The organism is Limimaricola pyoseonensis (genome assembly GCF_900102015.1).
In the GTDB taxonomy this organism is placed as follows: domain Bacteria; phylum Pseudomonadota; class Alphaproteobacteria; order Rhodobacterales; family Rhodobacteraceae; genus Limimaricola; species Limimaricola pyoseonensis.
In genome coordinates this window covers 143,172-167,162 of the sequence record NZ_FNAT01000006.1, presented here as the reverse complement: position 1 = coordinate 167,162, position 23,991 = coordinate 143,172, and the positions used below count along the sequence as shown (strand labels likewise).

At 71.6% G+C, this 23,991-nt stretch carries 18 protein-coding genes; 10 read left to right on the top strand and 8 right to left on the bottom strand.

Features of this window, described 5'->3' with window-relative positions; genetic code table 11:
• Complete coding sequence (locus BLT43_RS18720) at window positions 1-2,280, bottom strand: helix-turn-helix domain-containing protein (RefSeq protein WP_110559021.1); 2,280 nt, start codon at window positions 2,278-2,280, stop codon at window positions 1-3.
• A 140-nt stretch (window positions 2,281-2,420) separates the two neighbouring features.
• A complete protein-coding gene (locus BLT43_RS13655; RefSeq protein WP_341349847.1) occupies window positions 2,421-3,398 on the bottom strand; it encodes an ABC transporter substrate-binding protein in 978 nt (325 codons plus the stop codon).
• Window positions 3,399-3,712: 314 nt separating this feature from the next.
• Between BLT43_RS13655 and BLT43_RS13650 the strand changes: the two genes are divergently transcribed.
• Window positions 3,713-4,303 (top strand): TetR/AcrR family transcriptional regulator, encoded by a 591-nt coding sequence (locus BLT43_RS13650; RefSeq protein WP_090113690.1) that lies wholly within the window; start codon window positions 3,713-3,715, stop codon window positions 4,301-4,303.
• A gap of 897 nt (window positions 4,304-5,200) precedes the next feature.
• Here BLT43_RS13650 and repC read toward each other — a convergent pair.
• The 5 genes from repC to cuyA form a co-directional block, all read right to left on the bottom strand.
• Window positions 5,201-6,397: a plasmid replication protein RepC gene (gene repC / locus BLT43_RS13645; RefSeq protein WP_090113689.1), complete on the bottom strand. Its 1,197-nt coding sequence runs from the start codon at window positions 6,395-6,397 to the stop codon at window positions 5,201-5,203.
• A 175-nt stretch (window positions 6,398-6,572) separates the two neighbouring features.
• A complete protein-coding gene (gene repB, locus BLT43_RS13640) occupies window positions 6,573-7,562 on the bottom strand; it encodes a plasmid partitioning protein RepB (RefSeq protein ID WP_090113688.1) in 990 nt (329 codons plus the stop codon).
• Between the two features lie 13 nt (window positions 7,563-7,575).
• A complete protein-coding gene (gene repA / locus BLT43_RS13635; RefSeq protein ID WP_090113687.1) occupies window positions 7,576-8,760 on the bottom strand; it encodes a plasmid partitioning protein RepA in 1,185 nt (394 codons plus the stop codon).
• Between the two features lie 258 nt (window positions 8,761-9,018).
• The gene (gene cuyB / locus BLT43_RS13630) at window positions 9,019-9,711 is read right to left on the bottom strand and encodes a cysteate racemase (RefSeq protein WP_090113686.1); all 693 of its coding nucleotides are present in this window, start codon (window positions 9,709-9,711) and stop codon (window positions 9,019-9,021) included.
• Window positions 9,708-10,733: a D-cysteate sulfo-lyase gene (gene cuyA / locus BLT43_RS13625; protein WP_090113685.1), complete on the bottom strand. Its 1,026-nt coding sequence runs from the start codon at window positions 10,731-10,733 to the stop codon at window positions 9,708-9,710. Before cuyA ends, cuyB begins: the two co-directional genes overlap by 4 nt.
• Before the next feature lie 114 nt (window positions 10,734-10,847).
• Between cuyA and BLT43_RS13620 the strand changes: the two genes are divergently transcribed.
• Together BLT43_RS13620 and BLT43_RS13615 are read left to right on the top strand one after the other, a co-directional pair.
• Complete coding sequence (locus tag BLT43_RS13620) at window positions 10,848-11,759, top strand: LysR family transcriptional regulator (RefSeq protein ID WP_090113684.1); 912 nt, start codon at window positions 10,848-10,850, stop codon at window positions 11,757-11,759.
• A gap of 186 nt (window positions 11,760-11,945) precedes the next feature.
• The gene (locus BLT43_RS13615) at window positions 11,946-12,719 is read left to right on the top strand and encodes an SDR family NAD(P)-dependent oxidoreductase (RefSeq protein WP_090113683.1); all 774 of its coding nucleotides are present in this window, start codon (window positions 11,946-11,948) and stop codon (window positions 12,717-12,719) included.
• Here the strand turns inward: BLT43_RS13615 and BLT43_RS13610 are convergent.
• Window positions 12,692-15,481: an AMP-binding protein gene (locus tag BLT43_RS13610; RefSeq protein WP_090113681.1), complete on the bottom strand. Its 2,790-nt coding sequence runs from the start codon at window positions 15,479-15,481 to the stop codon at window positions 12,692-12,694. The genes BLT43_RS13615 and BLT43_RS13610 overlap by 28 nt on opposite strands.
• Window positions 15,482-15,930: 449 nt before the next feature.
• On the opposite strand from BLT43_RS13610, the gene BLT43_RS13605 reads away from it, so the two are divergent.
• From BLT43_RS13605 to BLT43_RS13575, 7 genes are all read left to right on the top strand, one after another.
• The gene (locus BLT43_RS13605; RefSeq protein ID WP_090113679.1) at window positions 15,931-16,932 is read left to right on the top strand and encodes a Gfo/Idh/MocA family protein; all 1,002 of its coding nucleotides are present in this window, start codon (window positions 15,931-15,933) and stop codon (window positions 16,930-16,932) included.
• A gap of 2 nt (window positions 16,933-16,934) precedes the next feature.
• Window positions 16,935-18,506, top strand: coding sequence for an acyl CoA:acetate/3-ketoacid CoA transferase (locus tag BLT43_RS19260; RefSeq protein ID WP_090113678.1), 1,572 nt, complete (start codon window positions 16,935-16,937; stop codon window positions 18,504-18,506).
• A complete protein-coding gene (locus BLT43_RS19255) occupies window positions 18,503-19,270 on the top strand; it encodes an enoyl-CoA hydratase/isomerase family protein (RefSeq protein WP_207497554.1) in 768 nt (255 codons plus the stop codon). The genes BLT43_RS19260 and BLT43_RS19255 overlap by 4 nt, the downstream gene beginning before the upstream one ends.
• 2 nt (window positions 19,271-19,272) lie before the next feature.
• A complete protein-coding gene (locus tag BLT43_RS13590; RefSeq protein ID WP_090113676.1) occupies window positions 19,273-20,811 on the top strand; it encodes an aldehyde dehydrogenase family protein in 1,539 nt (512 codons plus the stop codon).
• Between the two features lie 42 nt (window positions 20,812-20,853).
• Window positions 20,854-22,098, top strand: a complete 1,245-nt coding sequence (locus tag BLT43_RS13585) for an ABC transporter substrate-binding protein (protein ID WP_090113675.1) — start codon at window positions 20,854-20,856, stop codon at window positions 22,096-22,098.
• Between the two features lie 61 nt (window positions 22,099-22,159).
• Complete coding sequence (locus tag BLT43_RS13580; protein WP_207497553.1) at window positions 22,160-23,062, top strand: carbohydrate ABC transporter permease; 903 nt, start codon at window positions 22,160-22,162, stop codon at window positions 23,060-23,062.
• Window positions 23,062-23,988, top strand: a complete 927-nt coding sequence (locus BLT43_RS13575) for a carbohydrate ABC transporter permease (RefSeq protein ID WP_090113673.1) — start codon at window positions 23,062-23,064, stop codon at window positions 23,986-23,988. Before BLT43_RS13580 ends, BLT43_RS13575 begins: the two co-directional genes overlap by 1 nt.
• Window positions 23,989-23,991: the final 3 nt, after the last annotated feature.

Sequence of the window (23,991 nt, the reverse complement as noted above, 5' to 3'; positions counted from 1 at the left end):
CTACCCGGGCAGGTGCCCCAGCCGCCGCGCCTCGGCCACCGCCGCCTGCCGCCCGCCGACCCCGAGCCGGGCATAGAGGTTGCGCAGGTGGAACTTCACTGTCGGCAGGCTGACCCGCAGCTGCCGGGCGATCTCCTTGTTGGGGCAGCCCTCGGCCAGCAGCAGCAGGCAGCGCCACTCCTGCCCCGAGAAGCCGCCCGAGGGTGCCGCCGGCACCGCGCCGCGCCGCACCGCCTCGGGCACCCGCACCCGCCACGCCGCCGCGCCGCCCAGCCGCCGGTCCTCGATCAGCGGCATCAGGAAGCCGCGCTCCTCCAGCGCCGGGGCCCAGTGACGCCGCCGTTCGCTGGTCTCCAGCATCTCCGCGATCGTGGACCTGGCGGCGGCCAGCGCGCCGGTCCGCCGCGCCGCGAAGCCCGCCCAGATGTCGAGGCAGAGCCGGTCGCGCGCCGACAGCGTCGGGTTGTCGCGCAGCGCCGCGAGCCGCGGCATCAGCGCCGGGTCGCGCGGCCGCTCATAGACCTGCTGGCGCATCCAGATCGTCGCCTGCCGCAGGTCCTCCAGCGCGCGCAGATCGGCGAGGTTCTCGCCCGAGCTGTCCATCCACAGCCGGCCGATCCGCATCGCCATCCCCTCCAGCCGCAGCCGCGCCTCGCGCCAGCGCCCCGCGCCCTGCAGCAGCGCCACCTCGCGCTGCTCGATCAGGATCTGGAACCGCCGGGTGCGCCAGGCCTGCACGCGCCAGCGCTCGAGGTAGCCCGTCGCCGCCTCCAGCCCGCGCAGCTGCATCAGCGCCTCCGCGCCATAGGCCAGCGCCATCGCGGCGATCGAGGGCCAGATCTCCCCGAAGGCGAAATCCCGCGCCCGCCGCTCGGCGAACCGCGCCATCGGCCCCGGATCGCCGGTCTCGTAATCCGCCACCGCGCGCAGCAGCTCGAGAAAGCGCCGGTCCTGCGGCACGTCGAAGCGTAGCTCCGCCAGCGCCGCCGCCGCCCGGTCGAGATGCGGCGCCGCCTCACCCGGCCGGCCGTCGCGCAGCACGATCACCGCGCGGTGCACGTGGATGTAGAAGCTGAGGTAAGGCGCCCCCGCCTGCTCGTAATGCGCCAGCGCCCGCGCCGCCATCTCCACCGCCTCGCGATGCGCGCCGGCGCGGATCTGCAGCTCCAGCACCGCGTTGTAGATGCCGCCGCGCAGCAGCAGTTGATCGGGGGCCACCGCCCCCAGAAGCGCCGAGGCCTCCGAGAGGATATGCTGGCGCACCGTGTCGCTGCGGTAGATCGCCAGCATGATCCGACAGAAGCCCAGCTGCGGCGCCACCGGCGGCCCGCTCAGCGGCCGCGACAGGTCGATCAGCCCCGGCGGCCCGGCCTCCGCCAGAAGATGCGCCGCCCGCTCGACATGCCCGGCCTTGGCGGCGGCGAGGAAGGCGAGCCCGACGAGGTCCGGGTCCGGCCGGTCGCCGCCGCCCAACCCCGCCAGCACCCGCTCGGCCGCCTCCGGCCCGTGCAGGTGCAGAAAGAACAGCCCGCCCTCGGCCCTGAGCTGCGCCAGCGCCGCGCCCGGCCCGCCGATGGCGAGCGCGGCCAGCACCGTCTCGGCCGCGCCGCCGCCCTCGGCCGGCGCGTCCGGCCGCCCGGCCAGCGCCGCGGCCAGCAGCCGCCGCAGCGTCGCGGTCCGGACCATCCAGCGCCCGCCGCGCGGCTCCGCGAGCGGGTCGAGCCAGGCCAGCACGGCGCGCGCCGCCACCCCCTGCCCCGCATCCTCGAGCCCGGCTTGCGCCCGCGCCAGCCGCCCCAGCACCGCCCGCACCGGCCCGGGCAGCGGCGCCAGAAGATCGCGCAAGAGCGCCACCGCCCCCGCCTCGTCGCCCGGCGCGGCGGCGAAGTGCCGCGACAGCGCCGGCCAGCCGCCGCTCTGCTCGAAATGCGGGTCCTGCTCCACCCGCAGGAACAGGTCGCGATTGCCGATCTCGGCCACCCGGCCGTCGCGGCGCAGAAGGTCGAGATCGGCGATCTGCTCGGGCCGCGCCCGCAGGATCCCGGTCGCCTCGCCGACGCGCAGCGGCGGATGCGCGTCCGGCAGGTCGACCGGCCCGGCCGAGGGCCAGACCGTCCCGACCGCCTGCCCGCCCGCGAAGGCCCGCATCAGCCGCCCTGCCCCGCTGCCCGGCAGCGCATGCACCCAGATCAGCTGCGCCGGCGCGCGCAGCAGATGCGCGACCAGCCGGCGATGCGGGCGGTCCGGGTCGAGGCTGTCGGCATCGAGGCTCTGGCACATGCCTTGTTGTGCCGCCCGCCCGGCCGGGTTTCCAGCCCCGGCCGCGCACTGGACCGCCCTGCCCGCGCCCCGGCAAGCGAAACGGCCGGCGCCATCGCTGGCGCCGGCCGCGGGCAAGGCCCCGGAAGAGGCCCCCGGCCTTACCGGTCGAGCAGGTTCGACAGCCGCGCGCGCGCCTCGTCGTTCAGCCACTCGGCCCAGACGTCCTTGTTGTTGGCGAGGAAGTAGGCGGCGGTCTCCTCGGTGGTGGCGTTGGTCTCGCCCTTCCACGCCAGCAGCGCGCTCATCTCGTCGGTCTCGAAGCTGATGTTGCTCATCAGCTCGGCGACCTCGGGGTTCTCCTCGACGAAGCGCGTGGTGGCGACGGTGTAGACCAGGCTCGGCGGGTAGGCGCTGGGTTCGGGGTTGGCGACGCCCTCGTCGAGATTGGCCTCGTGCGCCTCGAGATCGACGCCGCCGATATCGACCTTGGTCATGTCGAAGCGCCCCATGATCGCGGTCGGCTCCCAGTAGTAGCCGAACCACGGCTCGCGCGCCTCGTAGGCGGCCGAGAGGGAGGCCGCCAGCGTCTCGCCGCCGCCATGGTCGAACACCTCGATCCCGGCCTCCTCGAGCCCGTAGGCGCGCGCGATGTTGCGGTTGATGGTGCTGCAGACCCAGCCGCCGCTGGGGCAGTTGTTGAAGCGGTTGCCCACCAGCTCGGGGTTCTCGAGGATGCCCTCGATCGTGGCCAGCTCGGGGTGCTCCTCGACGAGGTAGGTGGGGATCCACCACGCCTCGATGCCGCCCGGCTTCAGCACCTCGGTCAGGTCGGTGATCACGCCGTCGGCCTTGAGCTTGTCATAGGCCGCGCCGGCCGAGTTCACCCACAGCTCGGTGACGATGTCGGGCTCGCCGTTCTCGGCCAGAGAGGTCAGCGCCGGGATGGTGTCGGAGGGCACGCGCGTCACCTCGCAGCCATAGCCCTGCTCCATCAGGAAGGTCGCGATCTCGGTGGTGATGATGGCCGAGGAGAAGCTCATCTCGGTGATGCTCACCTCGCCGCACTCCGCGGCCGCGACGCCGGGGGCGGCGGCAATGGTGGCGAAGGCCGTGGCGGACAACATGCGCTTGATCATGGTCGTGTCTCTCCCTGTCGAAACATTATTGCTGTTGGCTGCGTGACATAGCGCAAACCCGCCCCGGATTGAAACCGCCGCACCCGGCGGCCCGGCCCGCCGTTGGTTCTCCGGGTCGCGCCCCCCGCCCGCCGTGCACCCGGCCCGCGCGCAAAACGGGCGGCACAGCCCCCTGCCCTGCCCGACCTGTTGCGCAGCATCCGGCGATGCATCCGGGCCACCCACCGGTCCCACCCGCCCCACGTCCCGGCCGTGCCCATTGACTTGCGGTGACATGTAGATAGACCGGTCTACCTATACTCAGGGTGCCCGACATGACCGATAGCGCGACACCACGCGACCGCAGCGCGCGCGACCGGCTGCTGCACGCCGCGGCCGAGCTGTTCTACGACGACGGCATCACCGCCACCGGCATCGACGCCATCATCCGCCACGCCGGCGTGGCGCGGCAGAGCCTCTACAACAACTTCGCCTCGAAGTCCGATCTGGTGGCCCGCTATGTCGAGATGCGCCTTGCCGAATGGCGCGCCCTCCACGCCGCCCGCGACGCGGCGGCCGAGGGCCCGGCGCAGAAGATCCTCGCCGTCTTCGACGCCCATGCCGACCACGCCGCCCGCCTCGGCCAGCGCGGCTATCGCGGCTGCGCCCTGCTGAACGCCGCGACCGAGCTGGCCACCGACGAGCCCGCCCGCGCGGTGGTGCTGCGCCACAAAGCGGAGGTCGAGGCGATCATCGCACACCAGCTTCAGGAGATGCTGCCCGAAACCCCCGACCGCGCCGCGTCCCTCGCTGCGCATCTGGCCATGCTGCTGGAGGGCGCCCTGGCCCGCGCCGGTCTCGAAGCCGACCCCGCGCGCCTGCGCCACGCCCGCGCGCTGGCCGCCGGGATGCTGGCCGCGCCCTGACGGCCAGTCGTCGGTCTCGCGCTGCCGCGCTGCCAAGCCGTGGCGGGTTGCCGACCATTCGCTCCGGAGTGCCGACCTTTCCGGTCGTCACCGGTTCGCCCGGTCTTCTCGGTCTCGCGGCTTCAAGAACGCGATCTCTTCAATGCACCTCATCAGTGCTGCACTGATCCGGCCAACGATGTCGAATGCGCTCTGTCCGGCGCTCGACCTTCGACCTTGCTCGGAACCGGAGCCTGATGCGCTGGCCCGCAACCTCGCTCAGCGTGCGTGTGACGCCATCGCGAATTTCATGCTGCGCGCCACTCGGCCGATAGGACCGTCGCCGTCTCTGCCGGCGCGAGGAAGCTGCCCTCCGCGACATCCGGCTCAATTTGGCGTCCGGCGATTTGAGGCTGCCGGGTCGGCGGAGGTCTTGTAGGACCGCGTTCCGTCCCGGAGTGGAAGCAATGTCTCGGAGGTCGTCGCGATAAAGGCGCCTCAGCATGCCGCCCTGTTTCAGGTTCCTAGCCGAGCGTGTTTCCGAGGCATTCCTCGCGCGCTCGCCCGGTTAACCGCTTCTTCGTCGAGACAGGCGATAAATGTGCTTCGATCAAAGCCGAGGGGGTTATCTTGGGACGAAGCGGGATGTCGCTGCGCAGAATTACTTGTTTCAGGGGAGACCGGGCATCAAGTGTCGCAAGTCCTGCCGTCCTAGCGTTCCATTCAGAGCATATGCTCTAGTCCGACGACCGCATCCCGTCAGACTTTCTCCCCGAGTTCACAGTTGTGAACTTCTGATTTCCGAGCCGCGAAGACCTGCGGCGAACCAAAAACCGCGATCTCCGGAGAACCATCGGCGCGGTTCGGCACTGCCGCACGACCCAGCCAGCCACACCCCGAGTTCACAACTGTGAACTCTCAAGTCGGCGATGGAGTGAGGGCCATGATCATGCGGGTCGGCGAGAACTTCCCATCCCGCGCACAGGCGACGAGCTTGCGCAGGTAACCGCCCGGATTGCGGATCTCCGAGAACCGCTGTAGCATCGCGGAAAGCGCCGCCGCAGCCTGACCCGCACCCATGATGCTCTTGGCCTCGTGCCACATGGCATCCGAAATCCCGGTCATCGGACGTATCTTGTCCGTCGCCCGGATCAGGCTCGGCCAGTCGTGGATCGGGTCCGGGGTGAATACTGCGATCTCGGTGCAGGCATTCTGCACGAGGCGGAACGGCGGAAGAGGCGCTTCGATCTTCTTCGCATCTTCCTGCGGACCGGAGATGTCAGAGACCGGCGAAGGCGTCTCTTCGAGCATGGCCACCTGGTCCGATTCAGAATCCAGAGATTCTTTTTTTGATTTCTGTTGGTGCTGCTCATTTTGGGCGTCGCTGGTGCTCGGATCGTCTGACTCGAAGCCGAGCATCTGGCGCGCCGTGGCGATCGCGTCGCTCAGAACGGCCTCGATCCGGGCGAGCGTTTCGCGGTCCAGCCTGCGGCGCAGCGCGCGGGCGGTGGAGGTGGCGAGGTCGGCGAGGGGGGACCAGGCGGGGTCCGAGGGGGCCTCCTGCGCGGCCAGGTCGAGCAGGGCGACGAGGTCGCGGCGCTGCAGGCTGACGGTCTCGCGAAGGGCCGCGCGTTCGGCGGCCTCGGCACGGCAGGCTTCGGCGGCGCCGGCGATCTCGGCGGCGCGTTGGGCCAGCGGGCGGAGGTCGAAGCCGAAGGCGATCTTGGTGCCGGCGAGGCGGCGGGCGTAGCGCTTGCCGTTCGGGCTGTCGCGGCGGGCGATGAGGCCGGCGGCGACCAGCTTGGCGAGGTGGCGGCGCATGGTGGAGCAGGGCATGCCGTTGGCGCGGGCGCAGATCGTCTCGTTCGAGGGGTGGACGATCAGCGGGCCGGATGCGGCGTCGAGACGGGTCTCGGGGTGGCAGCTCAGCAGCGCCTGCAGCACCGTCATGTCGCGGTCCGACAGCTCGAATCGCGCGCGGCCGGCGGTGAGGTCGCGCAGCAGCTGCCACTTGTCGACCGGGGCCTGCATTTCGGCCGGCCGGGCAGGGGTGCGCAGCGCGGCGCGGACAGCCTCGGCCGTTCGCCCGAAAGGCGTGAGAGATTGATAACCCATGTCTTTTCACGAAGACAAAGACGTCCCGCTCCGCAAATCGATATCGACTTGCAGAGGACGATCCGGGAGACTAACTTGAAGGTGCTAAGATCAAGTGAGGGTCTCGTGGAGCTTCGGCTTTGCGGGGCTCTTTCTTTGTCGGGCTCGTGCCTCCTTCAGTTGCGGTTTGCGGTGTTCAGTCCTTCGCGCGGGCGGTCCAGCGCGCGTGAAGCTCCTCGATGACCGATTGCGCCTCGGCCTCGAGCCAGTCGGCGAAACCCTGATCCTCCAGTTGCAGATCGACCCCCCTGGCGGTGCGCTTGAGCGAGCCGGCCTTGCGGCCGCCGATCTCGAGCCGTTGCCGCGACGGCGCGGCGGCGGGCTTGCGCCTCGGGGCAGGGGCGGGGGCCACGCGCTTCATCACCGCCTCGAAGGCGGCGGCGGAGACGTCGTCGCCGGGGTCCTCGCCGCGGGTCATCGCGACCTGCGCGGCGGTGTGCACGTCCTCGGCCAGGTCGGCCAGGGCGGTGCGGTCGGCGCCGCTGGCCTCGATGGCGCGGGCCAGCGCCTCCCAGCGGGGGCGGCCGATGCCATGCGCCGGCCCGATCGCGAGGGCGAGGTCGCGGCCGATGATCTCGGCCACGGAAAGCGCCATGGAGACCGAGGATTTCGACACGGTCAGCACCTCGGCCACGCGGCTCTGGTTTCCGAAACCGGTCTCGATCAGCTCCTGCGCGAAGAGCGCCTTCTCGATGTAGGAGAGGTCGCGCCGCGCCATGTTCTCGGAGATCTGCGCGGTCATCGCGTCGCGCTCGTCGAGCGTGGCGATCAGCGCGCGGACCTTCTCGACCTTGTCGGAGCCGCGCACCGCCTCGAGCCGGCGGCGGCCATAGACCAGCAGGTAGCGGCCGGGCTTCTCGGGGTGGCGGCGCACCAGGATCGGCACCGCCTGGCCGTTGGCCTCGATCGCGTCGCGCAGGTCGATCACGTCGGTCGGGTCGAGCCGGTCGCGGGTGCGCAGGTCGTCGACCATCTCGGGGTCGAGCTCCCAGACGCGGTGGCTGTCGACGGCGTCGCGCGCCGAGCGCAGCGCCCGGTTGCCCGACATCGCCGGCGTGCCGTTCTGGGCCCCGGCCGAAGCGAGGCTGTCGAGCATCGACATGCGTTTCTTGCGGGTGTCGCTCATCGTCTCTTTCTTCTCAACGGCCCCAGGTGGTCTGGATCAGCTTGGCGATCTCGTCGTTGACCGCGTTCATGCTTTCGAGCGCGCGGTCGTAGGTGGAGCGGGTGAAGGCGCTGCGGTCGACCTCGTAGAGCGTCTGCTTGGTCAGGCCGGCATCCGAGATCGCGGTGGATTTCAGCATCGGCGCGTTCAGCACCGTGTCGCCATACATGGTGCGCAAAAAGGCCACGACGCGGTTCTGCGGCGCGTCGGTCGGCTCGTAGCGGGTGAGCAGGTAGCGCATCCAGTCGTGTTTCATGTCGGCGCCGCTTTCGGCGATCACGTCCATCAGGTCGGCGGTCATGCGCAGGAACTGCGACATCGACATCACGTCGAGCATCTCGGGATGGATCGTGACCAGCACGCCGGTCGCGGCGGAGAGCGCCGACATGGTCAGGAAGCCCAGCTGCGGCGGGCAGTCGATCACCACCACGTCGTAGCGGTCGTCGACCTGCGACAGCGCCTCCTTGACGCGGAAGAAGAACAGGCCGGCCTGGCCCTGCGCCAGAGCGCGCGGCGTCTCGTGCTCGAACTCCATCAGCTCGAGATTGCCGGGGATCAGGTCGAGGCCGGGGATGTAGGTGGGGCGGATCACCTCGGCGATCGGCACCGGGCTGTCGTAGCGGATCGCGTCGTAGAGCGTGCCGCCATTGAGCAGGTCGAACTCGGGCTGCACGCCGTGCAGCGCGGTGAGCGAGGCCTGCGGGTCGAGGTCGATGGCCAGCACGCGGTGGCCCAGCAGCGCGAGGCGCTGCGCCAGGTGCGCGGCGCTGGTGGTCTTGCCCGAGCCGCCCTTGAAGTTCATCACGCCGATGACCTGCAGGTGGTCGCCCTCGCGGCGGCCGGGCAGGTAGTCGCCGGGGCGGCGGGCGGTCTTCTCGAGCAGCACGCGCAGCGCGTGCAGGTCGTGCACCGAGTAGAGCCGGCGGTTGCCCGGCGTCAGCTCGGGCGAGGGGCCCTTGCCGTCGAGATGCAGCTTGCGCAGGTAGGAATCGTTGACCTTGAGCAGCGCCGCCGCCTCGCCGGAGGTGAACTTGCGCATCTCCTTCGCGGCGTCGGGCGGGAACAGGCTCTCGGCCTGCGCGTGCAGCTGCGCGGTCAGCCGCTCGGAATGGTCACGGATGACGGCGTTGAGGTCATCGTCGTGTTGGAGGTCCTGCATCTGCACGGTTCTTGCCCACTGTCCTTCCCCGGCGCCCCCGAGTGCGTTGTCGTGTTCACGGTTTCTGGCGTTTTCCGGTATCGTTTCGTGACTATTGGCCGGGAGACGCGAGTCGCGCAAGACGATTCCTGAGATTGTTTGCACGCGCAGGGCGCGCGCGGCCGATCCCGCGGGGCGGCGTGGCCGCGAGGGCACGCCCGGCCGATCGTCGCCCGGGACGCGGTGTCGGGGCAAGGCCCCGACGGGGGAGGGGGGGCGTCAGCCGGCGGCGGCGGCGCGGATGCCCTCGACCAGCAGGTCGAGCGTGTCGACGGCCAGCGCCTCGGACGCGACCGCGTCGGCGATGAGCGAGAACTCGGTGCAGGCCACGAGCTGCAGCGTCGCGCCGCGGGAGAGCAGATCGCTCGAGGCGGCGCGCAGCGCGGCGCGGCTGATCGGGTCGGGGCCATGCGCCTTGATGGCGCGGATCGCGGCCAGCAGCCCGGCCTCGTCGCCCGGGTGCACGAGGTCGAGCCCGGCCGCGGCGCAGGCGCGGTCGTAGAGTTCGATCCGGCGCAGCGCCGGCGAGCCCAGCAGCCCGACCCGGCCGCCGGGGCCGGCGCGCCGCGCGGCATGGGCGACCGAGAGCGCGACCATGTCGATGAAGGGCACCGAGACGGCGGCGCGGATCTCGGGCGCGTAGTGATGCGCGGTGTTGCAGGGCATGGCGAGCGCGGTGGCGCCGGCCGCCTCGAGCCCGCGCGCCATGCCGGCCAGCACCGGGCCGGGATCGGCGCCGCGCCCCTCGATCAGCCGGGCGATGCGCGAGGGCACCTGCGGGTTCATGTCGACCAGCAGCGGGACATGATCGGCATCGTCGCGCGCCGGGGTGGCGGCGATCAGGCGCTGCATCAAGAGCACCGTCGCCTCGGGGCCCATGCCGCCGAGGATGCCGATCCGCCGCAGGCTCACTCCGCCGCCATCCGGCCGCCGGTGGCGCCCTCGAGCACCGCGTCGTAGCCGAACAGCGCCGCGGCGCCGCCGGTGTGCAGGAAGACCACGCGCTCGCCCTTCCTGAAGCGGCCCTTGCGGATCTGGTCGATCAGCCCGGCCGCGCCCTTGCCGGAATAGACCGGGTCGAGAAGGATGCCCTCGAGTTCGGCGAACATGCGGATCGCCTCGATCGTGTCGTCGCGCGGGATGCCGTAGCCTTCGCCCACGTAGTCGCAGTTGGCGACCACGTCCTCACGCGCGACCACGTCGGGGCAGCCGAGCTTCTCGGCGGTGAGGCGGGCGAGCTTGAAGACGTTGTCCTCCTGCTTGTCGCGCGGGGCGCGCACGCCGATGCCCAGGAGCGGGATCTGCGCGTTGATCGCCTTGAGGCCGGTGACGAGACCGGCCTGCGTGCCGGCCGAGCCGGTGGCGGTGACGATGTGGTCGATCAAGAGACCACGGTCGTTCGCCTGTCCGACGAGCTCGAACGCACAATTGACATAGCCGAGCGCGCCCGTCGCGTTGGAGCCGCCGCCGGGGATGGTGTAGACCTTGGCGCCGTCCTGGCGGAAGCGCTCGGCCACCGCCTCCATCTCGGCATGCATGTCGAGATCGGGGCCGCGGGTCTCGGTGGTGGCGCCGTGCAGGTGATCGAGCAGCACGTTGCCGTTGCGGTTGTAGTTGTGGTCCTTGGAGCCGGTGCGGTCCTCGAGCAGCAGGTGGCAGCGCAGGCCGAGCTTGGAGGCGAAGGCGGCGGTCTGGCGGGCGTGGTTCGACTGGGTCGCGCCCTGGGTCATCACCATGTCGGCGCCCATCGCCTGCGCCTCGGCCATCAGGAATTCGAGCTTGCGGGTCTTGTTGCCGCCGGTCGACAGGCCGGTGCAGTCGTCGCGCTTGATCCAGATCTCGGGGCCGCCGAGCTCGGCGCTGAGCCGGTCGAGCCGCTCCAGCGGGGTGGGCAGATGGGCGAGGTGGACGCGGGGAAACCGGGCCAGATGCATGTGACGCTCCCATTCGATATGTCTCGATGCGCAGATTGCGGCCGGGAAAACCGCTATGCAAATGCGAATGTCGCATTGTAACATGCACAGGTTGCAACTTGCGGGGGGCGGGCGATGCGGCTGGAATGGCTGGAGGACCTCGTCGCGGTGGCCGAGACCGGCTCGTTCAGCGAGGCGGCGGAGCGCCGCGCGCTGACCCAGTCGGCCTTCTCGCGCCGGATCCGGCAGATCGAGGAGCATGTCGGGGTCGAGCTGTTCGACCGCAGCCGCAAGCCGGTGCAGCTGCAGCGCACCACCGCGGCGCAGCGCGAGCGGATCGTGCAGATCATCGCGGCGCTGCGCCGGCTCACCGCCGATCTGCGCAGCGGCAGCCAGCTGATCGACAACACCGTGGTGCTGGCCAGCCAGCACGCGCTGACCACCTCGCGCACGCCGCGGCTGCTGCAGATGGTGCTGGCGCGGCACGAGGGGCTGAGCGTGCGGCTGCTCTCGGCCAATTTCGACGAATGCTACGGGCAGCTGCTGTCGCGCCGGGCCGACATCGCGCTGGTCTACCGGGTCGAGGGGATCATGCCCGAGGTCGAGGCCGACTACCTCGAGACCGCCGGGATCGGGCGCGACCGGCTGATCCCGGTGCATGCCGCGGCGCGGCGGGCCGAGCATCTGGCCGATCTGGCGGCGGGGCGGCTGCCGATCGTCTGCTACCCGGACGAGGTGTTTCTGGGTCAGGTCATGACCCGGCTGATCCTGCCGCGCCTGCCCGAGACCCTGCAGCCGGTGCCGCGGGTGGAGACGGCGCTGACGCTGGCGGCACAGGAGATGGCGCAGGCCGGGATCGGCAGCGCCTGGATCCCCGAGAGCCTGGCGCGCGGGCGGATCGCCGAGGCCGGGCTCGTCGACCTGTCGGACACGTTGCCGAGCTGCGCGCTGAGCATCACCGCGATGCGGCTGACCGGCCCCAAGCGCCCGGCCGAGGAGGCCGTCTGGGCGGAGCTGGTCGCGAGCGCGGCGGCGGGGGAGGGGTAGCCGCGGGGCGAGGGTGTCGCGCCGCCGGTGTCGGAACCGCCGGGGCCACGTGGCGCGATGGGGTCGGGGACATGAGTGGCGGCCCGCGCGATCCGCGCGCCGGCCGGGCCCTGCGATGTTTCGCGGTGCGGGCGGGGGGGAATCGGCGTAGCAAGGGCGCGACCGCAGACAGAATGTAGGAACCGCATGACCCAGCGCAGCAGAACCGCCATCGTCACCGGGGGGCTTTCGGGAATGGGGCTGGCGATCGCACGCCGGCTGATCCGCGACGGCGTGGACGTGAGCATCGGCGCGCGCCGCGGCGGCGAGGCCGAGACCGCGCGCGCCATTCTCGAGCCGCACGGCATCGCGCCGCATGTCGCGGCGCTCGACGTGCGTTCGAGCGACAGCGTGGCAGGTTTCGTCGACGAGGTGGTGGCGCGGCGCGGCGGCGTCGACATCCTCGTCAACGCCGCCGGCGTCTATGTCGAGGCGCCGATGACCGACCATTCCGACGCCGCATGGGACGACCAGATCGACACCAACCTGTCGGGCACCTTCCGGATGATCCGGGCGGTGATGCCGCACATGGTGGCCGCCAAGCATGGCCGGATCGTCAACCTCGCCTCGGTCGCCGCGCACCAGGGCATGGCGAACAACGCCGCCTACTGCGCCTCGAAGGCGGGGCTTCTGGGGCTCGGGCGCTGCGTCAGCCTCGAGGGCGCGGCGCATGGCGTCACCTGCGTCTCGATCAGCCCCACATGGGTCGAGACCGAGATGCTCAAGCGCTTCATGGATGCCGACATCGAAGCGACCGGCCGGCCGGCCGAGGAGATCCGCGCCGAATACGCGGCGTCGAACCCCCAGAACCAGCTGGTCCAGCCCGAGGAGGTGGCCGAGCTGGCCGCCTTCCTCGTGAGCGAGGCCGGCCGGGCGATCACCATGGAGGATGTTCAGGTCAACGCCGGCTCGCTCTGGTAGGCCGCGCGCCGGCGCGCCAGCAGCGCGCCGGCGTCGCAGATCGCCGCGAAGGGCGCGTCGGAGACCCGCGCCCACGCGGCCCTTGCGGCCGCGGTCTCGAACCCCGCATCGACGGTGAGCGTGTCGGGCGCCTCGGCCACGACGCGGGCGATGCCGGCGGGCAGATCGACCGTGGCGAGCCAGTCGCGCGCCGTCAGCGGTGTCGCCGCCTCCGGCATCACGCGGGCGTCCGGGATCAGGTTGTAGACCGGCGCATCCGCCCCCGTGACCGGGCCGAGCAGGAGCGCGGCGGCGGCGGTGACGTCGGTCATCGGGAACCGCATGCCTTGCGGGACCGCCCCGGCGGCGAAGGCCGCGGCGAGCAGGATCTCGCAGATGTCGCGCGGGTTCGGCGCGTCGAGATCGTAGAGCGAGGGCAGGCGGATGATGGCGGCGGGCAGGCCGGAGGCGGTGATCGCGGCCTCTGCCGCGATCTTGGCGGCGCCGTAGCCGGTGCAGCCGTCCCAGGGCGCGGCCGGGCCCTCGGGCCAGGGGCCGCCGCGGTCGGGGAAGACCGCGCTCGACGAGCTGAAGCGCAGGTCGGCGCCGGCGGCGCGGCAGAAGGCCAGCACCGTCTCGATGCCGCGGGCCGACCAGTCGCGCATCTCCTCGCGCCCGACCGCCATGTTGACCAGCGCCGCGCAATGCACGACCGAGCGCACCGATGCGGCCAGCGCGTCATGCGCCGACCGGTCCAGCCCGAAGCGCGGCGCGTCGAGCGTGCCGGGTACCATGACGTAGCGCCCCTCCGGCACGCCGTGCCGGCGCGCGGTGTCTTCGAGCCGGTCGCGGGCGTCGCGGCGCTTGTCGCGCACGAGGCAGTAGATCACCTCGCCCGGCGGCAGGTCGCGCGCGGCGCGCGCCAGCACGTGGCCGCCGAGAAAGCCGGTGGCGCCGGTCAGCAGGATGCCGGGGCGGTCGAAATCGGGGGCGGCGGCGCAGGGCTCGGCCGCCGAGAGCAGCCGTTCGAGCCGTTGCAGCGGCACGTTCATTGCCAGCTCAAAATCGACGGGGCGGTCGAAGGCGCGCTCGAGGTCGAGGATCAGGCTCACGCACATCAGCGAGTCGCCGCCCTGGTCGTGGAAGCTGAGCGCCGGGTCGATCGTCTCCGCGCCGCAGCCCATCGCGCGGGCGGCGGCGGCGATCACCGGGCTTGCGGCCGCGCCGCTGTCGGGGGCCGCGTCGTCCGTGACCGGCGGCAGGGCGCGCAGGTCGGCCTTGCCGGAGACCGGGTGCAGCGGGATGGTGTCGAGCTGCACGAGGAAGGCGGGCAGGCAGTAGGCCGGCAGCACCGCGCGCAGATCCTCGGCCAGCGCGGCGGGCAGGCGGTTGGTGCCGGGCGCGAGACCCCAGCGCCGGGCGTTGTCGCGCGCCTGCGCGGCGTCGGCGGCGTAGTAGAAGACGAGGCTCTGGCCGCGGACGCCGATCTCGGCCACGCGCGGCACGGCCTGCCAGAAGCCGAGCCGCTCGGCCAGCGTGTCGGTCAGTTCGCGGGTCTGGATCGAGTGGCCGCGCAGCTTCAGCATGTGCGCGATGCGGCCGATGATGTGCAGCGCGCCGTCCGCGTCCACCCAGGCCTGGTCGCCGGTGTCGTAGAGCCGCGCGGCGCGGCCCTCGAGCGTGAGCTCGCGGAAACGCAGGGCGGTTTCCTCGGGGCGGTTGACGTATCCGGGCCCCAGCATGCGCGGTCCCTCGAAATGCAGCCGGCCGGGGGTGCCGGGCGGGCAGGGGGCGTCGGCCTCGTCGAGGATCACCGCGCGCAGATGCGGCATCGGCACGCCGACCGAGGCGGCGGCTTCGCCCGACGGCTCGGCGAGCCGGGACATGCAGATGTCGTGGGTCTCGCAGATGCTGTAGAGGTTCCACAGCTCCGCCTGTGGCAGCTTGTCATGCGCCGCGCGGGCGAGCGCGTCGCCCACCACCTCGCCGTTCAGCACGACGCGCCTGAGCGGCAGCGCGCGGGCGGTGTCGCGGTCGAGCGCGCTGAGGAAGGTGTCGAGGAAGGAGGGGGTGAACAGCATCTCGTCGATGCGGTTCTCGGCCAGGAAGGCGGCCAGCCCGCGCGGCGCCATCAGCGTGTTGGCGGCCGGGAACAACAGCTCGGCGCCCATGCGCAGCGGGCGGAACATCTCCCAGATCGCGAAGATGTAGATCCCGACCCGCAGGCCGGGCGCGTAGGGCGTGTGCGCGTCGCGCCAGTCATAGGAGAGCTGCGCCGCCTCCTGCGTGACGGGGATGCATTTGGGCCGGCCGGTGGTGCCGGAGGTGGCCACGAGGTAGATCGGGTCGCCCGGCGCCACGGGGGCGGCGTGCAGCGGGGCGTCCGGGGCGGCGGCGTCGAGATCGTCGAGCAGCGGCGGCGTGTCGAGCGCCGGGCAGGCGGGCGGCAGCTGGCCCGGGGCGGGCGGCTGGCAGGTGAGCACGAGCGAGACGCCGAGCTCGGTGACGATGCCCTCGAGCACCGATTGCGGCATGGCCGGGTCGAGATGCACGAAGGGCCGGCCATGGATCACGCAGGCGGTGGCGCTGGCCGCCATGGCGAGGCCGGGCGCGCCGAAGACGCCGACCGCGCCCGCCCCGGCGAGATCCGGCGCGAGCCGCGCGGCGAAGCGGCCGAGCTGGCCGTAGGAGAGGCGGCGCGCCTCGTCGGCCATGGCGGGACGCGCGTCGTGCCGCGCGATGGCGCGGACCAGCTCGGCGGCGACGGAGGGGGCAGGGGGCATGACAACGGCTTCCTCAGGGTGGGGCGCCCTCGCGACCGGGCCTGACCGGCCGGCCGGACGAACGGCATCGTCTCGGCGCCGGACTGGCGGGACCATGTGAGAGAAACGCGCGGGTTACAACATGGCCGGAACGGGGGCGGCCGGGGGCGGCGGGTTTCGCCGATGCGCCGGGGGCGGCGGCGAGTCGGGCGGGGGCGGGGCCGGAAGGGCCGGCGCGACCGGGCGGGGCCGGTGGCGCGGGGCGGATGTCGTGGTGCCGCGATTGCGCAGGAGATCTTTGAAAACAAGGGGCTTGGGCCAATACGGCGCGCCTCGGCGGCGGCGCGGACCAAAGCCCGAAGACGGCTGGATCGAGAATCTTCTTGACCGGTTTGGATCGTTCCAAGTAGAACTCGTTTGGAACGATCCAATCCGAACTGGAAACGGGTCAGAGGAACAGGGAGGACGCCATGCGTTGGGCGCTGCTGGGGGCGAGCCGGATCGCCTCATCCTATGTCATCGACGCGATCCGGGCGCAGCAGGGGGCGGAGATCGTCTCGGTGCTCAGCTCGGACGCCGGGCGCGGCCGCGCCTATGCGGAGCGGCACGGCATCGCCGGGAGCGTCACCGATCTCGACGCGGCGCTCGGCGCCGAGGGCGTCGAGGCGGTCTACATCTCGACCACCAACGAGAAGCACCACCCGCAGGCCATGGCCGCGATCGCGGCGGGCAAGCACGTGCTGTGCGAAAAGCCGCTCGCGACCGAGCTGTCGCAGGCGGTGGAGATGGTCACCGCGGCGCGCGAGGCGGGCGTGGTCTTCGCCACCAACCACCACCTGCGCAATGCCGGCGCGCATCTGGCGATCCGCGAGGCGGTGGCCTCGGGCCGGATCGGCCGGGTGCTGAGCATGCGGGTGTTCCACGCGGTCAGCCTGCCCGAGGAGCTGCGCGGCTGGCGCGTCGCCGATGCGGCGGCGGGCGGTGGCGTGATCCCCGACATCACCGTGCACGACGCCGACACCGTGCGCTTCCATCTCGGCGAGGACCCGGCCACGGTCGTGGCGCGGGCCGGCGAGAGCGGGCTGGGGCAGGGCGTCGAGGACAGCGTGATGTCGGTCTGGTCGATGCCCTCGGGCGCGATGGTGCAGGCGCATGAGAGCTTCACCCACCCCCATGCCGGCACCGGGCTCGAGATCCACGGCACCGAGGGCTCGATCGTCGCGCGCGGCGTGATGACCCAGGAGGCGGTCGGCGAGGTCTGGATCGAGGATGCCGAAGGCCGCCACGCGCTGAAATTCGAGACCCACAACCTCTATCACCGGGCGCTGGGGCTCTTCACCGCCGCCGCGCGCGGCGAGGGCCGCCCCTCGGCCGACGGGGTGGACGGGGTGAAGTCGCTCGCCGTGGCGCTGGCGGTGCGCGAGGCGGCCCGCAGCGGCCGCGCGGTCGACGTCGATTACGGGGGGCTGTGAGCATGGCGCGGATCGTTTCCGCGGCCGAGGCCGCGCAGCGCATCGGCGACGGCGCCGTCGTCACCGTCTCCTCCTCGTCGGGGCTGGGCTGCCCCGACTCGGTGCTCGCCGCGATCGGCGCGCGCTTCGAGGCGGAGGGCCACCCGCGCGCCCTGACCACGCTGCACCCGATCGCCGCGGGCGACATGTACGGCATCAAGGGCATCGACCACATCGCCCGCGACGGGCTGCTGTCGCGGATCATCGCCGGCTCCTACCCGTCGGGGCCGTCCTCGCTGCCGATGCCGGGGATCTGGAAGATGCTGGTCGAGAACCGGGTCGCGGCCTACAACGTGCCCTCGGGCATCCTGTTCGACATGCATCGCGACGTCGCCGCGCGCCGGCCCGGCGTGCTGACCAAGGTCGGGCTCGACACCTTCGTCGACCCGGTGCGCGAGGGCTGCGCGATGAACGCCGCCGCCGCCGAGGCGCCGATCGTGGCGCGCCACGAGATGGGCGGCGAGACCTGGCTGCACTTCCCCAACATCGTGCCCGACGTGGCGATCATCCGCGCCACCACCGCCGACGAGCGCGGCAACCTCACCTACGAGCACGAGGGCGCCTATCTGGGCGGGCTCGAGCAGGCGATCGCGGTGCGCAACCATGGCGGGCTGGTGATCGCGCAGGTCAAGCGGGTCACGGCGGCGGGCTCGCTCAGGCCGCATGACGTGCGGGTGCCGGGGCACCTCGTCGACCTCGTCGTGGTCGATGCCGAGCAGCGCCAGACCACCGAGACGCTCTACGACCCGGCGATCTCGGGCGAGATCATGCGGCCCTGGTCGAGCTTCAGCGCCGCGCCGCACGGCGTCGAGAAGGTGCTGGCGCGCCGCGCCGCGCTGGAGCTGTCCGGCGGCATGACCGCCAATCTCGGCTTCGGCATCTCGGCGCTGGTGCCGCGCATCCTGCTCGAGGCCGGGCATCCCGACGCGGTGACATGGGCGATCGAGCAGGGCGCGACGGGCGGCATGCCGCTTCTCGACTTCGCCTTCGGCTGCGCCTCGAACGCCGATGCCTACATGCCCTCGCCGCAGCAGTTCACCTATTTCCAGGGCGGCGGCTTCGACCTGTCCTTCCTGTCCTTCCTCGAGATCGACCGGGCGGGCAACGTCAACGTCTCCAAGCTCGGCAAGAAGCCGTATCTGACGGCCGGCTGCGGCGGCTTCGTCGACATCACCGCCCATGCCCGCAAGATCGTCTTTTCCGGGCTGTTCGAGGCGGGGGCCGATCTCGACCTGTCGGAGGACGGGCTCAGGGTCCGCGCGCCGGGCAAGTTCACCAAGATGGTCGACGAGGTCGAGCATGTCACCTTCTCGGGGGCGCGGGCGCGCGAGACCGGGCAGGAGGTGCTCTACGTCACCGAACGCTGCGTGATCCGGCTGACCGAGGCCGGGCTGGTGGCGACCGAGATCATGCCCGGGATCGAGCCCGAGCGCGACATCGTCGCGGCCTCGGAGGGCCGGGTGACGGTGGCCGAAAACGCGACCCTGATGCCGCGTGCGCTCTTGGCCGAGGCGCCAATGGAGCTGAAGCTGTGAGCGGGCTCGATCTCATACGCCACGGCGCGGTGGCCGAGCTGCGGCTCGACAACCCCGGCAAGCTCAACGCCTTCACGCCCGACATGCTGGCCGCGCTCGAGGCGCATTGCGCCGCGATCGAGCGCGACGGCGCGCTGCGCGCGGTGGTGGTGACAGCCGCGCCTGCGCGGGCCTTCTGCGCGGGCGCCGACATCGCGGCGTGGTCGGGGCTGGCCCCGGCCGAGTTCGCCCGCCACTGGGTGCGCGACGGCCACCGGGTGTTCGACCGGCTGGCGCGGCTGTCGGTGCCGAGCGTCGCGGCGATCGGCGCGCATGCCTTCGGCGGCGGGCTGGAGCTGGCGGCGGCCTGCGACGCGCGGGTGATGGCGCCGGGCGCGACGCTGGCGCTGCCCGAGGCCGGTGTCGGCATCGTGCCGGGCTGGTCGGGCACGCAGCGGCTGGTCCGGCTGATCGGCGAGCCGGTGGTCAAGGAGATGGCGCTGTTCGGCCGCCGCATCGACGCAGGCCGCGCCCATGCCATGGGCTTCGCCTGCGAGGTGGCCGAGGAACCCGACGCCGCCGCCTTCGCGATGGCCGAGCGGCTGGCCGCGGTGTCGCCGCGCGCCGTCGAGGTGGCGAAATACATGATCCACGCCGCCGTGGGCGAGGACCGCGCCGCGATGATCGAGGCCCTGGGCGGCGGCATGGCCGGCGCCACGGCCGACCGCGACGAGGGCGTGGCCGCCTTCGCAGAGAAACGCAAACCGAACTTCCCCGGGAGCTGAGCATGACCGAGCTGACCGTGATCTCCGCCGCCGCCGCGACGCCCGGCGACGCCCCCTACCACGCCCGCCACCTGATCGGCGGCACGCTGCGCGACAGCGCCGGCGGCGCCCGGTTCGAGCGCCGCTCGCCCGCGCATGGCACCGTCGCCAGCACCGCCGCGCGCGGCGGGCCGGCCGAGGTCGACGCCGCCGTCGCCGCGGCGCGCGCCGCCTTCGACGCGGGCGACTGGTCGCGCCGCGACGGCAAGTCGCGCGCCGCGCTGCTTCTGAAGGTGGCCGACCTGATCGAGCGCGACATCGAACGCATCGCCCGGATCGAGACGCTGGAATCGGGCAAGCCGATCTCGCAGGCGCGCGACGAGATCGCCGGCGCCGCCGATCTGTGGCGCTACGCCGCGGCGCTGGCGCGGACCATGCATGGCGAGAGCCACAACACGCTCGGCCCCGACATGCTGGGCGTGGTGCTGAAGGAGCCGATCGGCGTCGTCTCGGTGATCACGCCGTGGAACTTCCCCTTCCTGATCGTCAGCCAGAAGCTGCCCTTCGCGCTGGCGGCGGGCTGCACGGCGGTGGTCAAGCCCTCGGAGCTGACGCCGTCGAGCACGGTGATGCTGGGCGAGCTCTTGCTCGAGGCCGGTCTGCCGGACGGGGTGGTCAACATCGTGCTGGGCTACGGCGACCCGGTGGGGGCGGCGATGACCACCGACCCGCGGGTCGACATGGTGACCTTCACCGGCTCGACCGCGGTCGGCAAGGCGATCACCGCCGCGGCCTCGGGCACGCTGAAGAAGGTGTCGCTCGAGCTCGGCGGCAAGAACCCGCAGGTGATCTTCCCCGACGCCGATCTCGACGCCGCCGCCGACGCGATCGCCTTCGGGGTCTATTTCAACGCCGGCGAATGCTGCAATTCCTCCTCGCGGGTGATCGTCCACGAGGACGTGGCCGAGGCGCTGATCGGGAAGGTCGTGGCGCTGTCGCGCGCGGTGCCCTTCGGCGACCCGCTCGACCCCGTCACCAAGGTCGGCGCGATCATCTCGCCCGAGCACCAGGGCAAGATCGACGCGCATGTGCAGGCGGCGGTCGCCGGGGGCGCGGAGCTGCGGCTCGGCGGCGCGGCGCTGCAGGTCGCGGGGCTCGAGGGCCAGTTCTACCAGCCGACCGTGCTGTCGGGCGTGCGCCCCGAGATGCCGATCGCGCGCGAGGAGGTGTTCGGCCCGGTGCTGTCGGTGCTGCGCTTCTCGGAGTTCGACGAGGCGGTGCGGCTGGCCAACGACGCGAGCTACGGGCTCTCGGCCGGGGTCTGGAGCGAGAGCGTGCACACCTGCCTCGACTTCGCCCGCCGGGCGCGGGCCGGCACGGTCTGGACCAACACCTGGATGGACGGATTTCCGGAGATGCCCTTCGGCGGCATGAAGGAGAGCGGCCAGGGCCGCGAGCTGGGCCGCTACGGGCTGGAGGAATTCCTGGAGGCGAAGACGGTGACGATGCGGATCGGCCGCGCGTCGCGGGCGCCCTGGGTCGAGACACCCGGGCGGTCCTGAGGCCGCGGATCACGGGACGGATACGCAACAGGGAGGAGAACCATGCGTAGACTGACGGCAACCATGACGGCGCTCGCCGCGCTCGGCACCGCGACGATGGGCCAGGCGCAGGATGTGGAGGTCCTGCACTGGTGGACCGCCGGCGGCGAGGCCGCGGCGCTCAACGTGCTCAAGGACGATCTCGGCGGGCAGGGCATCGGCTGGCAGGACATGCCGGTCGCCGGCGGCGGCGGCACCCAGGCGATGACGGTGCTGCGCGCCCGCGTCACCTCGGGCAACGCGCCGACCGCGGTGCAGATGCTGGGCTTCGACATCCAGGACTGGGCCGCCGAGGGCGCGCTGGCCGATCTCAACCCGATCGCCGAGGCGGCGGGCTGGAACCAGGTCATCCCGGCGGCGATCCAGCGCTTCGCCACGCATGACGGCCAGTGGGTCGCGGCGCCGGTGAACGTGCATTCGACCAACTGGGTCTGGGCCAATGCCGGCATCCTCGACGAGCTGGGCCTCGAGCCGCCGCAGGACTGGGACGGCTTCGTCGCCGCGCTCGACGCGGCCAAGGCGGCGGGCTACGTCGCGCTCGCCCATGGCGGCCAGCCCTGGCAGGACGCGACCGTGTTCGACGCGGTGGCGATGGCCACCGGCGGGCCGGAATTCTACCAGAAGGCCTTCATCGAGCTCGACGAGGAGACGCTCGGCTCCGACACCATGCGCGAGGTCTTCGACCGCATGGCGGTGCTGCGCGGCTATGTCGACGACAACTTCTCGGGCCGCGACTGGAACCTCGCCACGGCGATGGTGATCAACGACGAGGCGGCGTTCCAGCTGATGGGCGACTGGGCCAAGGGCGAGTTCCTCAATGCCGGCGAGACGCCGGGCGAGGACTTCCTGTGCTTCCGCTTCCCCGGCACCCAGGAGCAGGTGATCTTCAACTCCGACCAGTTCGCCATGTTCGACCAGGCCGGCGCGGTCTCCGACCAGCAGGCGGCGCTCGCCGAGGCGATCCTGTCGCCCGAGTTCCAGATCGCCTTCAACAAGGTGAAGGGCTCGGTGCCGGCGCGCACCGATCTCGAGGCGGACGCGCTCGACGCCTGCGGCCAGCAGGGCTACGCCGAGTTCAAGGCCGCGGCCGAGACCGGCAACCTGCTGGGCTCCTTCGCGCATGGCCACGCCAACCCGGCGGCGGTGAAGAACGCGATGTACGACGTCGTCACCGCGCATTTCAACGGCGAGTATGACGGCGAGGTCGCCGTCGAGGAGCTGGTGACCGCGGTGCAGATCAACCGGTGACACACACCCCGGGGGCGGCCCCGCGCCGCCCCCGCCCCAGCCAGCAACCGGGAGAACCGCCATGTCCATCTCCGAGACGGCGCGCCGGCCCGGCGCGGCCGACCGGCTGCGCGACGCCCTGCCGAAACTCGTCCTGAGCCCGACCGTCGCGATCGTCGCGGTCTTCGTCTACGGCTTCATCGCCTTCACCTTCTACCTGTCCTTCACCGACAGCCGCATCCTGCCCTCCTTCGGCTGGGTCGGCTGGCAGAACTACGAGAACCTGTTCCGCATCCGCGCCTGGGACACGGCGGTCGCCAACCTGGCGATCTTCGGGCTGCTCTACATCGCGATCTGCTGCGCGCTGGGGCTGATGCTGGCGATCCTGCTCGACCAGAAGATCCGCGCCGAGGGCGCGATCCGCACCATCTACCTCTACCCGATGGCGCTGAGCTTCATCGTCACCGGCGTCGCCTGGAAGTGGTTCCTCGACCCGGGCATCGGCCTCGAGGCGGTGATGCGCGGCTGGGGCTGGGAGAGCTTCAGCTTCGGCTGGATCAAGGACAGCGACATGGCGATCTACACCATCGTCATCGCCGCGGTCTGGCAGACCTCGGGCTTCGTGATGGCGATGTTCCTCGCCGGTCTGCGCGGCATCGACAGCGAGATGCTGCGGGCGGCGCGGATCGACGGCGCCACCAACTTCGCGCTCTATCGCCGGATCGTCATCCCGCAGCTGCGCCCGGCCTTCATGTCGGCCTTCGTGGTGCTCGCCCACATGGCGATCAAGTCCTACGACCTCGTCATCGCCCTGACCGGCGGCGGCCCCGGCACCGCGACCGAGCTGCCGGCGACCTTCATGTATTCCTACACCTTCACGCGCAACCAGATGGGGATCGGCGCGGCCTCCGCGGTGATCATGCTGATGACCATCGCGGCGATCATCGTCCCCTATCTCTGGTCCGAACTCAGGGAGAAGTCGTGATGGCCACCGCACCCACCTCAGAGGCGATCCTGGCCGGCACCGGCGCGCCGGCGCGGTCGGGCGGCCGCTCGCGGCTCGCCGCGCATCTGCCGCGCTTCGTGCTCTACGCCGTGCTGACGCTGTTCTGCCTCTACTACCTGCTGCCGCTCTACGTGATGCTGTCGAACTCGCTGAAGCCGCTTTCCGAGATCACGGCGGGCGGGATGATGGCGCTGCCCGGCGAATGGACCACCGCGCCCTGGAGCGCCGCCTGGTCGAGCGCGCAGGTCGGCGTCGAGGCCACGGGCCTGCGGCCCTACTTCGTCAACTCGATCCTGATGGTGGTGCCGGCGGTGGCGCTGTCGACCATCGCGGGGGCGCTCAACGGCTACGTGCTGACCAAGTGGCGCTTCCGCGGCGCGACGCTGGTGTTCGGGCTGCTGCTGTTCGGCTGCTTCATCCCGTTCCAGATGGTGCTGATCCCGATGGCGCGGATGCTGGGGCTGATGGGGCTCGCCGGCAGCGTGCCGGGGCTGGTCTTCGTCCACTTCGTCTACGGCATCGGCTTCTCGACGCTCTACTTCCGCAACTACTACGCCGCCTTCCCGACCGAGCTGGTGCGCGCGGCGCAGATCGACGGGGCGGGCTTCTTCCGGATCTTCTGGCGCATCCTTCTGCCCTCGTCGGGGCCGATCGCCGTGGTCTGCATCATCTGGCAGTTCACCAACATCTGGAACGACTTCCTGTTCGGGGCCTCGTTCTCGGATTTCGACAGCCAGCCGATGACCGTCGCGCTCAACAACCTGGTGCAGTCCTCGACCGGCGTGAAGGAATACAACGTCCACTTCGCCGGCGCGATCATGGCCGCGCTTCCCACCCTGTTCGTCTACGCCGTCGCCGGCCGCTTCTTCGTGCGCGGGCTGATGGCGGGTTCCGTGAAAGGATAATCC